Origin of the sequence: Armatimonas sp., assembly GCF_031410135.1 — a bacterium.
Classification (GTDB): Bacteria; Armatimonadota; Armatimonadia; order Armatimonadales; family Armatimonadaceae; genus Armatimonas.
In genome coordinates, this window is record NZ_JANNYP010000182.1 from 1 (window position 1) to 13,070 (window position 13,070).

The 13,070-nt window shown below is 61.9% G+C and carries 11 protein-coding genes and 1 pseudogene; 2 read left to right on the forward strand and 10 right to left on the reverse strand.

Features of this window, described 5'->3' with window-relative positions; translation table 11 throughout:
* The 4 genes from RMO15_RS06590 to RMO15_RS06605 form a co-directional block, all read right to left on the reverse strand.
* The coding region (locus RMO15_RS06590) for a hypothetical protein (RefSeq protein WP_309709522.1) at positions 1-317 on the reverse strand (317 nt) is incomplete at its 3' end.
* A 6-nt stretch (positions 318-323) separates the two neighbouring features.
* Complete coding sequence (locus tag RMO15_RS06595; protein WP_309709524.1) at positions 324-1,274, reverse strand: aldo/keto reductase; 951 nt, start codon at positions 1,272-1,274, stop codon at positions 324-326.
* On the reverse strand, positions 1,256-2,023 hold the full coding sequence (locus RMO15_RS06600) for an enoyl-CoA hydratase-related protein (protein WP_309709530.1): 768 nt from the start codon (positions 2,021-2,023) through the stop codon (positions 1,256-1,258). Before RMO15_RS06600 ends, RMO15_RS06595 begins: the two co-directional genes overlap by 19 nt.
* On the reverse strand, positions 2,020-3,096 hold the full coding sequence (locus RMO15_RS06605; protein ID WP_309709533.1) for a hypothetical protein: 1,077 nt from the start codon (positions 3,094-3,096) through the stop codon (positions 2,020-2,022). Before RMO15_RS06605 ends, RMO15_RS06600 begins: the two co-directional genes overlap by 4 nt.
* An 81-nt stretch (positions 3,097-3,177) precedes the next feature.
* Between RMO15_RS06605 and RMO15_RS06610 the strand changes: the two genes are divergently transcribed.
* Complete coding sequence (locus tag RMO15_RS06610) at positions 3,178-4,455, forward strand: GNAT family N-acetyltransferase (protein ID WP_309709536.1); 1,278 nt, start codon at positions 3,178-3,180, stop codon at positions 4,453-4,455.
* On the opposite strand, the gene RMO15_RS06615 is transcribed toward RMO15_RS06610, so the two are convergent.
* From RMO15_RS06615 to selB, 5 genes are read right to left on the reverse strand one after another with little or no spacing between them, the layout of a single operon-like run.
* Positions 4,452-5,054 (reverse strand): cyclase family protein, encoded by a 603-nt coding sequence (locus RMO15_RS06615; protein ID WP_309709539.1) that lies wholly within the window; start codon positions 5,052-5,054, stop codon positions 4,452-4,454. The genes RMO15_RS06610 and RMO15_RS06615 overlap by 4 nt on opposite strands.
* Positions 5,055-5,057: 3 nt before the next feature.
* Positions 5,058-5,726: a hypothetical protein gene (locus RMO15_RS06620; RefSeq protein ID WP_309709541.1), complete on the reverse strand. Its 669-nt coding sequence runs from the start codon at positions 5,724-5,726 to the stop codon at positions 5,058-5,060.
* Entirely contained in the window at positions 5,713-9,483 is a 3,771-nt protein-coding gene (locus RMO15_RS06625; protein ID WP_309709543.1) for a hydantoinase B/oxoprolinase family protein, read from the reverse strand. The genes RMO15_RS06620 and RMO15_RS06625 overlap by 14 nt, the downstream gene beginning before the upstream one ends.
* Complete coding sequence (locus RMO15_RS06630; RefSeq protein ID WP_309709545.1) at positions 9,470-9,913, reverse strand: hypothetical protein; 444 nt, start codon at positions 9,911-9,913, stop codon at positions 9,470-9,472. Before RMO15_RS06630 ends, RMO15_RS06625 begins: the two co-directional genes overlap by 14 nt.
* Entirely contained in the window at positions 9,910-11,814 is a 1,905-nt protein-coding gene (gene selB, locus RMO15_RS06635) for a selenocysteine-specific translation elongation factor (protein WP_309709547.1), read from the reverse strand. Before selB ends, RMO15_RS06630 begins: the two co-directional genes overlap by 4 nt.
* Before the next feature lie 21 nt (positions 11,815-11,835).
* Here selB and RMO15_RS06640 point away from each other — a divergent pair, with 21 nt between their 5' ends.
* Positions 11,836-12,693, forward strand: coding sequence for a hypothetical protein (locus RMO15_RS06640; protein ID WP_309709551.1), 858 nt, complete (start codon positions 11,836-11,838; stop codon positions 12,691-12,693).
* Between the two features lie 164 nt (positions 12,694-12,857).
* Here RMO15_RS06640 and RMO15_RS06645 read toward each other — a convergent pair.
* Positions 12,858-13,070: pseudogene (locus RMO15_RS06645) on the reverse strand (hypothetical protein); the annotation flags it as partial.

A 13,070-nucleotide genomic window follows, 5' to 3' on the forward strand; every position in this document is an offset into this window, starting at 1 on the left:
CCTCCGAACTCCTTTGCTCGGCTCTCCAGGGCCTCGCTTGCTTTGTCCAGATCCTCACAGACGAGCGTGACCTCGCCAGTGAAGATAATCTTGCGCGGCAGGGCTGGTGGCTTTGGCGCAGATACTTCGGCACTCTCGGCCATTGCTGCTCCGGCGACCATACCCGAGGCCATAGAGGCGGGGGCATTGTCCGCCTGTGCGACCTGCACAGATTTCCCTGCAACGCTGGCATTTGGTTCACCCGCGCAGCCTGCCAGGAGCGCGAGGCCGATTATTGCCGCCCCATTCATGGGGCGGCAGGATGGGAAGTGTTTCATACCCGGTTAGTCCCCAAGGGCGGCTAAAACGTTCACTTTTTCTTCGTCGGTGAGATTCCAGCCTGCGGTATTGAGATTTTGCGTGACTTGCTGGGGGCTACGTGCGCCGATGATGGCGCAGGTGAGGGCCGGATGAGAGAGCACCCAGGCGGCGGCTAAATTCCCGACGGTCTTTCCCTGTGCCTCGGCGATGGGGCGGAGCCTCTCAACAACCGCGAGGTTTTTGGAGAGCTGCGGCTCCTGAAAGAGCGGGTTCTTGCGCCGCCAGTCGTCCTCGGCGACCCGGTTGATGTCAAAGCTGCCCGAGAGCAGGCCCGCTTGCATGGGAGAGTAGGCCACCACCCCAACCCCGTTTTCGAGGCACCAGGGGAGAATCTCCGCCTCGATCTCGCGTTTGAGGAGCGAGTACGGCGGCTGGAGGCTCTGGACGCGGCGGATGGCGTGGCATTTTGCAAGCAACGGTACGTCGAAGTTGCTCACGCCTATAAAGCGGCACTTGCCTTCGTCTTGGAGCGTCGCCATCATGCCCCAGGAGTCTTCGAGCGCGGTTCCCGTGTCGTTATCGGGCCAGTGAATCTGGAAGAGATCGACGCAATCGAGCTGCAAGCGCTGGAGGGAGTCATCGAGCTGCTTGCGAATTGACTCGGGGCGCAGGTCGGACTGTGGGCGCGATTCCGGGGTGGGCCCGGCGACGCGTCCGCACTTGGTGGCGATAAAGACGGGCTGCCCGAACGTGCGCACGGCCTTTCCGACCACGGTCTCAGAGTGCCCGAAGCCATAGACCGCCGCGGTATCTATCCAGTTGCCACCGAGCTCTAAGTACTTGAGCATCGCGGCAATCGAGTCGTTATCGTCCTGTGGCCCCCAGCCAAACACATACGGCCCCCCTGCGGCCCACGCACCAAATCCCACGGTGGTGAGCTGTGGCCCACCCAATCCTAGCTGTCTCGTTTCCATACGGGCTTTCTCTTCTCCAAAAACGCGCGAATTCCCTCTTGTCCTTCGGGGGAGACGCGTATCGTTGCAATCGCTTCGACGGTATCAGCCATGCCAGCGGCCAGCTCGCGCAGGAGCTTCTTCGACGCTGAAATCGCCTTTGGTCCCGCGCTACAGGCATCGGTCAGCACGCTATTCACGGCGGCATCCAGGTCCTCGCCAGGCACGACTTCCTGCACCAGTCCAAGGCGGAGCGCAGTGCTGGCATCGAAGCGTCGCCCGGTGGTGAAGTAGGCACGCGCCGCGCCTAGGCCGATCTTCTCCACCACAAACGGGCTGATCACGGCGGGAATGATCCCCAGCTTCACCTCGGAGAACGCAAAAGTCGCTTTATCGCTGGCAATGGCATAGTCGCACGCTGCTACCAGCCCCGCGCCGCCGCCCATCGCCGCGCCGTTGACGGCAGCGATCACCACTTTTGGGCACGTAGCAATCGTCTCAAAGAGCGTCTGGAGCGCCCTCGCATCGGCGAGGTTTTCGTCGTGCGAGTAGCCCACCATCTTGCCCATCCACTCCAGATCAGCCCCAGAGCAGAAGCTCTTGCCATTGCCGGTCAAAACAATTGCCTCAATGCACGATGCGCTTCCGAGGCGAGCAACTATCTCGGTAAGTTCTGTAATTAGGTGCTCGTTGAAGGCGTTGTGGATATCGGGGCGGTTGAGGGTGATGCGGCCAATCGGCCCTGCCTGCTCGACTTCTAGGTTTGTCATGGTTTCTGAATGGTTGCCTTTAAGATAATCACCAGCTCGGAGCGGGATTTTTCGCGGCCATCGCGGCGGAAGAGCTGGCCTAAAATCGGCAAGTCGCCGAGGAAGGGGATTTTACGAACGGTGTTGAGCTCGTTCTCCCCGATCAGGCCTCCAATCATGAGCGTCTCACCGTCTTTGAGGCGCACGGAGGTCTGGACGGTGCGGCGGGAGATACGGGGGAGTGAGATGCCGTTGGTCTGGGTTTCCAGCAGCGTGAGGCTCCCAACCTCCGGGTTCACCTTGAGCTGGATCGTGCCGTCGGGGTTTCCGATCGCTGTAACATTGAGCTCGACACCCACATTGACTTTTCCGGTCTGGAGCGCGACCCCGTTTTGGGTGACCTGCGTGCCTTGTAGGAAGGTCACCTCATCGCCAATAAAGATCCGAGCCCGCTGGTTGTAGAGCACCATGAGCTTGGGGCTCGCCAGAAGCCGTGCCTGGTTTTTCTGGATGGCGGCATCTATGGCGGCATTAAACGTGATCGGGTCGCGGGAGAGGCGGCCAAAGACGATCTCATCGAAGCGCCCGCTGCCCTTGGGTTTATCTAGCGTGCCCTTGACGGTTTTTCCGCCGGGGGCCAGCTCGTAGCTCACGCCCAGAGCACTGCTGAAGCCCTCGTTGATATCGAGTATCTGCACCTCAATCAGCACCTGCGGAGCGGGCAGATCGAGTTGCTCCAACAGAGTGATGGCTTCACTGACTTTCTCGGGTGCGCCTTTAAGCACCAGAAAGCGCACGAACTGGTCGCTAACGTCCTTGGCAACCGTGTCCACCGTCGCCACTACCGGACGGGGAGTGGTCGGTGAGGCACCCAGATCTTCCCCCTGGAGCGTGTCACGGACGTACTTCGGCTGCGGTCCCAGGAACGTCTGTACCTCGGGGAGGAGCTTGGTGAGCAGCTCCAGGAGCTCCTTGGGCGTGGCGTACTTTACCGGGTAGAGCTTGATGACACTAGCCGCCGCGGGGGGCGTCTGGGCACAAACCGTGGGCAACAGAGCAAGCACGACAAAAGCAGCGGCGGCGAGGCGTTTCATTGCGTGCATTGTACCAACGAGACCGGGGAAGAAGCTGGTGTAAAAAAGTTTCTTTTCGATATACTTTGCGAAAGGAAGTTGATGACAATGGAAGTGGAAGGCAGAGAGATAATGGTTCAAGCGGCTGCCGACAACCACATTAGCTGGTTCTCGGAAAACGCGGCAGTAGCGAACGGCGAGGTGCAGAGGCATCACGGGGCAGCTGTCATCTACTCTCCCGCGTCCGATTCTGATGGCTTAGGCGAGGTGACTCTCGCGTTTCCTCAGCTGGATACGAAAACCGCAGGGAGCGCGATTGACGCGGCGCTAGAGGTTGCTCGACGCACGAAGGTGCGGCAAGTCTCGTGCTGGTCGGTGGTGCCCACACAGCCAAGCGATCTGGCGGCACGGCTGGTCGCGCGCGGCTTCTCGTGGGGCTGGGAGCCGCACTGGATGGTGCTGGACTTGGAGACCACGCAGCCCGAGGATTTCATGATTCCTGAGGGGCTGACAATAGAACTTGATGGGGGGAGTGTCTGGGACGTGACGGGCCTTCCCTACTACGAGCCCAGCGATGCCCCACGGCTCCGGGCACTGGCACAACATACACCGCGAAAGACTTACCATTTTGGCGCGTGGCGAGGCGGAAAAGTGGTGGGGCACAGCCTGCTCCATGTCTCCGGCGGCCCACTCAACGTGGCGGGGCTCTACAATGTCGGCGTGCTACCCGAGGCACGCAAGCAGGGAGTTGGGCGGGCGATCTCGTGGGCTGCGTGTCAGCACGCGAGGCGCTTAGGCTGTCGCTATGTCCTGCTCAATGCTGCCACGCACATCTACAACCGGCTCGGTTTTGTCTCGCTGGGTAGTGGCCAGACCTGGTGGATGTTTCGCCCCGCGCTGGAGCTCCCCCCGCTGGAGGCAGACACGATCACCTTCATCGAGGCAATCGGGCTCGGCGACCTAGGGGTATTAGAAACCCTGCCGGTGCCTCCTGATCTGGATGCCACTCTGCGGTGCAAGATGACCCCGCTTGAAGTCGCAGCGCGTCTTGGGCAGCCTGAATCCGCTCGCTGGCTCTTGGCGCACGGAGCCCTGCCCGATATCATCCCCCTCTGTGATCTGGGGTGGCGCGATCAGGTTCCAGCGGCACTCGCGGTGCGCCCCGAGCTTGCGAATCGCCTGCTCGGAGCCGGTGGCTGGACCCCCTTGCACGAGGCAGTTCTCCGCAAAGACCTGGAGCTCGCCCGCCTGATCCTATCGGCTCGCCCGGACTTGAGCCTCCAAGACTTGCAGTTCAAAGCAACGGCACTGGGCTGGGCGCAACACTTCGGGTACCCAGAGCTCGCCGCCCTCATCCAGGAGCACCTGGGCAGTACTTAGGTTGCTGATGTCAGCACTGCTCGCACAGGGGAGCCATCGGCACCATCGAGGCGCAGGGGCAGTGCGATGAGCTGATACCGGCCCGGCACGATCTGGCGCAGGTCGAGGGACTCTAAAATGTGAATCCCTGCCGCCGCCAACGCGTGATGAATCGGGAGGTCTTTGCTCTGGAGGCGATCCACACTCGGCACGTCCAGCCCGATCAGCAGTACGCCACGGCTTTTCAGCAATGCAACGCTCGTCTCGGTCAGCACTGGGACTTCGTCGGGGAAGCGCGTGTGATCTGTCCACGCGAGGGTCTTGAGCAAGACGCGAGGGGGGAGGTCAGCATCGCCAAATACCTCTGGGCCGATCTCGTCACGGCCCACCGCGTCTAGTACCACACACGCCCCGACATAGATTTCTACGGGAATCTCGGCGATGCCTATGCCCTCGAGCAGGAAGTGGCGCGGTGCATCGGCGTGGGTTCCAGTGTGGCAGCTCATGGTCACTGCCCCCACGGAGATCGTCCCCCAAGCAGTGCTGGTGAACGCAAACTCCGTGTCACCGGGCCAGACTGCCAGCGTCTGGTTCATAGGAATCGTAATGTCGTAGATCATGTTTTACTTCAATGCCTCGCCGCAGTGGGCACAGTGCTTGTCTGATTTTTCCGCAACGTGCCAGCAGTTTTGGCACTGGCGGGCGCTGGTGCGGCGCAGGCCACAGCCGGGGCAATGGAGCAGTGTTGCCAGGCGCTCGTCAGACCAGATAAGGCGACATTGGGGACAGCTCCGTCGCCAGCGCTCGCCGAGAGCGGTGGCAATGCCTCCTAGCAGAAGAGCTGCGCCGCCAAGCACGACCCAGCTCGGGCCGGGGCCGGGCTCTGCGCGGTTCACCTCCCCAAACGGCTCAATGGGGGAGAGGCGTATCTGTTCCAGCCGCGCATTGACCGGCATGAGGCGCATCCGAAGTGAGATAATCTGTCGCGACACCGACTTCACCGCCACTTTCCCCTGACTCATCCCAATTCCGAGAGCAAGGAGTCCCGCCACCGCCGCGACTACGGCTGCTCGTCGTAGCGCACTGAGGCCGACCAAGCCTGCCGCCGCGGACCAAGCCCCTGCAAAGAGCATGCCGGGCGCAGCGAGAGGAATCCCAAAGAGCGAGAACTGCACCCACGGTGCAACACTGCCCGCCAGCACTCCAAGTGCGCCAGCGCCACCCAGCAGTCGTCCGCCGTGCCATAGCCACGCCCCGAGCTTCCGCCGATCTGCTTGCTTACTGCTTGCCATAGCCACCCCCTCCCGGTGTCTCCAGAATCAATCGGTCACCCGCTGTGCATTCCGCCGCCGCGACACCGGGGAGCGTCTCGACGCTTCCGTCGGCACGGACGAGATACTGCTGACCGGGGGCACCATCGCTGCCGCCGTTTGCGCCAAACCCGCCCGTGGTGCGGCTCTGGGTCAGAAGTGAGACCTGGACAGGCTCCAAAAAAACATACTCCCGCACGATCCCGTCGCCGCCGGGGTGCTTGCCCGCACCGCCCGAGCCTTTGCGAATCTCAAAGCGCTCCAGCCGCACGGGGTAGCGCGCCTCAATAATCTCCGGGTCGGTGATGCGCGTGTTGGTCATGTGGGTGTGCACCGCCGATGCCCCCGTTGCAGTGGCCGTTGCGCCCGCGCCACCGCAGACCGTCTCGTAGTACCCAAAGTGCGCGTTGCCAAAGAGTGTGTTGTTCATGGTCGCCTGCGAGCCCGCCGAGAGTCCGAAGGCCTGAAGGAGCACCGCCACCACCTTCTGACTGACCTCCGTGTTCCCCGCCACCACGGCAGGGCAGAGCATCGGATCGGCATGAAACGTCGGGTTGAGCAGCGTGTCCGGTGGCAGGACAATCTCCACCGCACGCAAAAGCCCCTCGTTAAGCGGCACATCCTCCCCAATCAGAAGCCGTAGCACAAACAAGACACAAGCAACCGTCACCGCAGGCGGCGTATTAAAGTTTGCCGGGTGCTTCGGCGAGGTTCCCGTAAAATCCACGATGAGCTTGTTCGTGCTGGCATTGTGGCGGAGCGCGACATGGATTTCGTGGCCGTCGTCGAGCATTCCCGCGCCGATTCGTTGTGCCATCTCCCTCGTGTTGGGGCCATCTCCCCGGCTTCGCCGACCCTCTTCCTGTGGCGCTCGTACCTCGCTAGGAAGAGGGTTTGGTTGCCCCTCTTCCCGCGACGAAGGAGCATGGGGGGAAGAGGGGGTGGCGAGGAACGAGCCGGGGGAGATGGCTTCCCGTGCAATCTGCTCGCACCGATCTGCGAGGGCGGCTTGCAGGGCGAATAGTTTCTCAGGGCCGTGTTGCTCGGCAAGCGCACGAAGAGCTTTTGCGCCTTGATGGTTGGCGGCGAGCTGCGCTTCAAGATCCGCGAGGTTATCGGCAAGGGCGCGGGTGGGGTAGGGGGCGTTCGTGAGTAGCGCCATGATCTTCTCTCTATCCCACGGGGTTGGTGGGATGACCACGCCTTCCTCCACGAGTGTCTTCGCTCCAGGAGGCATCGAGCCAGGCCGCGTCCCCCCGATCTCCGCATGGTGTGCCCGACTGGCGACGTAGCCGAGAAGCCCAGAACCCATCCCCTGGCCCCTTCCCTCTACGAAGGAAGGGGAATAGACGGGGCTTACTACCGTGACATCGGGCAGGTGCGAGCCACCAAAGGCGGGGTGGTTGACGATGATCGGCTGCTCCCCGACGAAAGCATCGGCTCGGATCAGCTCGCGGACGCAGACCCCCAGCGCCCCAAGGTGCACGGGAATATGGGCTGCCGTCGCGACCAAGTTGCCACTAGGGCCGAGCAGGGCGCACGAATAATCCAGCCGCTCCTTCACATTGACTGAGAGCGCCGTGCGCCGGAGTGCCTCGCCCATCTCGGTGGCGACCGACTCAAAGCGCCTGGTGAAGAGCTCCAGCGCACCGACACCCTCCTCCCCCTGCCCCTCCTCCCGATAACGGGAAAGGAGGGGAGTTTTTTGGTGGAGAATCAGCGCACCACTCTCCGAAGTTGTTTCTGTCCAGCCGTCCCGAACCACTGTCACGCTAAACGCCTCCACAATCAACCCACCCTCAACCCTCCTTCGTAGAGGGAGGGTGGCGGAGCGAGGAACGAGCGAAGCCGGGTGGGTTCTGGCCACGACCACCCGCAAGCTCTCCAGCTCAATCGCACGGCTTGGATCAGGTGCGTAGCCGTAGAGCTGCGTGAAGTGCTCGCAAAAGGCATCGGCAAGCGCACTTATGACGGGGACTTCAAGTGGCGTTTCCTGTCCCAACAAACGCAAACGGGCGATTCGTCGCGTGACCTCACCCGCCTCGCCCAGAGCATTTAGCGCCTCGGTCTCCAGCTCCGCTAAGATCGCCGAGACATCGGTTTGTGTCAAAAGACGCAGCACCTGACGCTCGGCGAAGCGCTCGTGGCGGGCGTGGGCGATTCCAAAGGCGGAGAGCAGGCTCTGGTCGGGGGGAATGAGGATCGTGCGAATCCCGAGCTTCTCGGCGAGGGCGCAGGCATGCTGGCCCCCTGCTCCGCCAAATGCGACCAGAGCATGCTCGGTGGGATCGTAGCCCTTGCGGACACTAATCTGCCGGATCGCATCGGCCATCGCCTCGTTGGCAAGGTCGTAGAAGGCGTGGAGTAGTGCGTCGGCCGACTGGCCGGATTTTTCGGCGACGGCCTGCAGAGCGTTTTCGGCGGCGGTGCGACTCAGCGGCAGCGAGAAGTCTTTCTCGGGGATATGGCCGAGCAGTAAGTTGATATCCGTGATGGTAAGCGGTCCGCCCGCACCGTAGCACGCCGGGCCGGGCTGCGCTCCCGCCGAGGCTGGCCCCACAAAGAGCCGCCCGTGGTCGTCGCAGCCACAGATCGAGCCGCCGCCCGCCGCCACGGACTCCACCGCGACGGCGGGGGCAAGAAGCTGCGCATCGCCCACTTTGTGCTCAAAGACATACGGAATTTCAGGGATTTCTCCCCTGTTATCGGGGGAGATGGCGAGGGACGAGCCAGTGGGGGCTATCCGGGCGACATCGGTGCTGGTGCCGCCCATGTCAAAGGCGATGAGCTTTGTAAATCCCGCACGCATCCCCGACTCACACGCCCCCACCACGCCGCCTGCTGGCCCCGAGAGGAGGCTGTCTTTGGGACGAAACTGGGAGTCGGGAACGAGCCCACCCGTGCTGGTCATGATAGTGAGTGTGCTTGCTGCGCTCAGCCCACGCCGCACGCCGTCGAGATAGTGGGTTAGCACGGGTGTCAGATAGGCATTCACCACGGCGGTCTCCGCACGGGGCAGGAGCTTTTGCAGTGCCGCCAGCTCCGACGAGAGCGAGACATGGGTAAAGCCACACTCGCGTAGAATCTCCGCAACGCGCTGCTCGTGGGCCGGGTTGCGCCAGGAGTGGAGTAGGGCAACTGCGGCAGTGCGATAGCCCGACTCATAAACCCTTGTCGCTCTTGTACGTAGCGCTGCTTCATCGAGTGGACGTAGAACCAAGCCATCAGCGCTTAGGCGCTCGGAAACACCGACGGACTCTGCGTAGAGGGGGACGGGCTTCACAATGTCGAGTGCGAATAGGTCGGGCCGCGCTTGGTTGCCGATACGGAGCAGGTCTTCAAAGCCCGCCGTGACAAAGAAAACTGGTGGCGTTCCCGTGCGTGTGAGCAGGGCATTGGTGCCCCGTGTGGTGCCGAGGCGTAATTCCAGATTGGGTAGTGGCTGTGAAAACGGCGTCTTGGTCACGAGATGCGCGGCGACGAGCGGCGCTTCTAGGCCAGGCGAGTACGTGACCATCTCGCCCTCTATTTGGGACGTCACGCCGTCGAGAAAGCCCTCTGGTAGCCCCACCCGCCAGGGCGCACTGCCTGCCATGTTCGTCCGCAAGACGCCGCTGGAGAGCACTTTCGCCCGGTGCCACGCGCCGTCGGGAGAGATCGCCAGGCAGTCCGTAAATGTCCCGCCCGTGTCCGCAAAGATCCGCCAGTGCGCTCTCAAGGGACTGTCACTGTTTTGCATCTGCCATTTCTTTCTTTTCGATTCGAAATGTCTCCATGCCCACAGTAACCTTAGCCTGGAAGCTCCCTACATAGGTTCCTTGAGGATAACTAATGATTAGTGTCCGTGGTTGCGCCCAGTTAAGCTGAACCTTCGTTCCGGGGAGATGGTTTGCAAAGAAAACTTCATTCTGGTAGTTAGGCTCGCGTCGTGTTTCATGCGGTGTCTCAAAGTCCTCAGGGACAATGCTTACTGCAGTGTAAAATCCCGTGGTTGCTCCCGCATCGGAGTAGTGCGCGACGGCTTTGAACTTTCCATCTGGGGTGTTTCTGGTGTGCCAGACCACGTATGCGATGTCGTTTTGCAAAGTTAGAACCAGAAGGCCTAACGCACCTAACACAAGGAGGGCAGCGATACCGAAGAGGGTAAGGCAGGTGCGTAGGTACTTCATGGCTCCCCCAGGGTTCGGGTGTCGCCGTTTCGGTGGGTGAAGCGGATGCCGTCGAGGTATTCGAGCAGTGGGAGGACGATCTTGCGGGAGCTACCGATGGCATCACGCACCCCGCCGACGGTGATGCCATCGGGTGTGCTGGCGAGCCGCCGCACGACTTGCTTGACCTCGCTGAAGGCCTCCTCGCTGATATAGACATTGTCCGCGATCTTGACGAGCTGATCACGCTCACAGAGAATACTGAGGATTGTGGGGACGTGAACATCGCGGGGGTAGTTGGCCGCAAAGTCGCCGGGGTTGGGCGGGGCGAACCCAGCGCTCTGATAGACGGAGAGAATGTGCTCGGCGGGTTTTTTCCAACCCTCAGGGATAACGACCTCGTGATCGGGTGCGCGAAGCCCCTTGGACTTCGTTCCCTCAATCACCAAGACTCCCTCGCTCACTAAATAGGCGACCAGTGCATGAAAGTCTTTCACCGTGGCGGCCTTGCTAACGGGTGTGCGCAGGCCATCACGGGGCATGGACTTACGGTAGGGGTTTTGCTTGTGGTACTGCTCTAGAGTGCGCCGTGTCGCTTCTTTGAGCCGACGAGCCGCCTCGTCGGAGAGGTAGTGGGTGCCGCCAATGACAACCACACGTCCGGTATCGGCGAGGGTTTCGAGGGCGGCTTCGGCGGGGAACCCGACAGCATCGCTGACCTCTTTCACTGTGAACTCGGCGTGGCGCGACGAGAGCTGGGCGTACACGGCCTCTTCCGGAGAGCCTTCGCCTCGTGCCTCAAAGAGTGCCAGAGCCGTTGCATCGCCACGCCGGTACTTGCGCACGGGGTGCGGGTCAACGATGACTCCGCCGCCCACGGCGCGGGTGGGAGAGTAGGTGCGAACGACAAAACGCTCGCCACGCACCGGAGCCGCATCACTCTCACAAAGCAACTGGACTGCCACATCGTCGGTGCCGGGCAGAATCTCCGCGCCTTCAAGTAAGACAATACGAGCCAAAATCTCGCCGGTTCCCAGATGGAGTCGTACGCGCTCTCGGTGGCGCAGAGGTTTCTTTGCGGAGGGCAGAACCGAGAGGCGCACATCCAAAAGCGTGGTTGCCCCAAGCGTTCCCGGCGTGCAGAGCACCGCACCGCGCTCGATCTCGCTCACCTCGATTCCCGGAAGATTGACCGCAACACGCATGCCCGGCTCGACGATCTCGACTTTTTGCTTATGGGTCTGCAATGTCCGCGCCTTGCTGGTCAGCCCCTGTGGCTCCAGCGCCACCGGATCGCCGATGTGCAGCGTGCCGGAGACCAGCGTGCCGGTGATAATTGTCCCAACGCCGGGCAGGGAGAACACGCGGTCTACGGGGAGGCGCATCGGGGCCGAGGCATCCCGCAGCGGTGCTTTGGCCGCCGCTGCCGCCAGGGCAAGCTTCAGTGCCTCCAGCCCGGCTCCCGTCTGGGCGCTCACGGGAACGATCACGGCGTCTTTGAGCGGGGTCTTGGCCAGCGCCTCACGGGTCTCCAGCTCCGCGATCTCCTGAATATCGGGATCTGCGAGGTCAGTTTTCGTGAGCGCCACCACGCCGACGCTGACGCCCAGCACTGTCAGAATATCCAGGTGCTCACGGGTCTGTTGCATCGGGCCTTCGTCGGCGGCGATGACCAAGAGCGCGACATCCACGCCGCCCGCGCCCGCCAGCATGTTCTTCACAAAGCGCTCGTGGCCGGGCACGTCCACGATGCCCGCCTCAATCTCGCCGGGGAGCGCCAGAAAGGCAAAGCCCAGATCAATCGTCATGCCCCGTGCCTGCTCCTCCGCGAGCCGGTCGGTGTTGGTGCCGGTGAGGGCACGGATGAGGGTTGTCTTGCCGTGGTCAACGTGTCCGGCGGTTCCAATAATGAGATGTCGCATAGGTTCTGGTATCATACCCTCATGAGAAAGTCGAGAGTATCACAAGCATTGTTGGCGACCGGAGCCTTGCTCGCTCTGGTGGTTTCCCTGACACGCGCCCAAGCGCCGACTGCCGCGCCGACCCAGGCCGTGGTCGCTCCTACGCCGGGCTGGACGTTTGAACATAAAAAAGGCGAAGTGCTGCGCTACCGCACCTACATTCGGATCATGGCCCGCACGCCCGATGACTCCGGTGAGGTAGATCTGACGGTTCGGAGCACCTCCAAGAACACCACGCGCGAGATTACGCCCGAGGGAAATGTGATCTGGGAGCAGCTTGATGAGCCGGGGAGCGTGGCCTCTCTCAACGGAATGCCCCTGCCTCCCGCCGAGGAAGTCAAGCCCATAACAATCACGTTTGGCAAAAACGGCGTGGTGCTTAAGCGCCTCAACCCCTTGGCCGACCCCGGTGACCAGACGCAGAGGCTCATCCCCCTGCTGAGTGCGGTTCCCGTGCCACCGGTGGGCGTGAAGGCGGGCGACTCGTGGAAGACCGACCTGCCCAATCCGATGCTCAAGAACAAGATCGTGACGTTTAACTCCACACTGGTGGGCAACGAGACGATCTTAGGCATAGACTGCCTCAAGGTAGAGCTCAAGGCGAGCTTTCCCACGGCCTACGGGATCACGGAGAAAGAGTACTTCCAGCTCACCGAGACCTACTGGCTGGATGCCAAGACCCGCCAGCTTGTTCGTTCAAGCTACGTGGTGAAGAACGCCATGCTCCCGTTTCCCGCAAAGAGCATCGAAGCCCAGGCCATGACCACACGTATCGTCGAGGGCCAGAACGACAAGTCCGATCCCGAGGGCGAGGCGTTCATGAAGCCCAAACCGAAATAGCTCCCCCGGTTGGTGTCCTGCCCGTTAGAGGGGCGGGACTGGAGAGCTAAAGCTACGAAGGCCGTTCCGGCCATAGGAATTCGGTATGGGCGGCACGCCCTTTGTAGCCATAGGCTCTCTAGTCCCCTCGTTCTAATCGAGGGGACTAACACCGGCGGGACGCTCTAGAGCCGGATGACGGAGCGGATGACGTTGCCGGTTTCCATGGTGTGGAACGCGTGCTCGACCTCGTCTAGCTTGACGTAGCCGGTGACCATGGCGTCTAGGTCGAGGCGGCCATCCAGATAGAGCTGGGCTAGAAGCGGGAAGTCGTGGCTGGGGAGTGCGTCGCCGCAGTGGCAAACCTTGAGGTTCACTTTGTTCCAGTAGACGCCCGT

Excerpts from the sequence above, each read along its gene's own strand:
- RMO15_RS06620 (WP_309709541.1), bottom strand. The coding sequence starts at position 5,726 with ATGGCAAGCAGTAAGCAAGCAGATCGGCGGAAGCTCGGGGCGTGGCTA.
- RMO15_RS06610 (WP_309709536.1), top strand. The coding sequence starts at position 3,178 with ATGACAATGGAAGTGGAAGGCAGAGAGATAATGGTTCAAGCGGCTGCC.
- selB (WP_309709547.1), bottom strand. The coding sequence starts at position 11,814 with ATGCGACATCTCATTATTGGAACCGCCGGACACGTTGACCACGGCAAG.
- RMO15_RS06630 (WP_309709545.1), bottom strand. The coding sequence starts at position 9,913 with ATGAAGTACCTACGCACCTGCCTTACCCTCTTCGGTATCGCTGCCCTC.
- RMO15_RS06615 (WP_309709539.1), bottom strand. The coding sequence starts at position 5,054 with ATGATCTACGACATTACGATTCCTATGAACCAGACGCTGGCAGTCTGG.
- RMO15_RS06600 (WP_309709530.1), bottom strand. The coding sequence starts at position 2,023 with ATGACAAACCTAGAAGTCGAGCAGGCAGGGCCGATTGGCCGCATCACC.
- RMO15_RS06605 (WP_309709533.1), bottom strand. The coding sequence starts at position 3,096 with ATGAAACGCCTCGCCGCCGCTGCTTTTGTCGTGCTTGCTCTGTTGCCC.
- RMO15_RS06595 (WP_309709524.1), bottom strand. The coding sequence starts at position 1,274 with ATGGAAACGAGACAGCTAGGATTGGGTGGGCCACAGCTCACCACCGTG.
- RMO15_RS06625 (WP_309709543.1), bottom strand. The coding sequence starts at position 9,483 with ATGCAAAACAGTGACAGTCCCTTGAGAGCGCACTGGCGGATCTTTGCG.
- RMO15_RS06640 (WP_309709551.1), top strand. The coding sequence starts at position 11,836 with ATGAGAAAGTCGAGAGTATCACAAGCATTGTTGGCGACCGGAGCCTTG.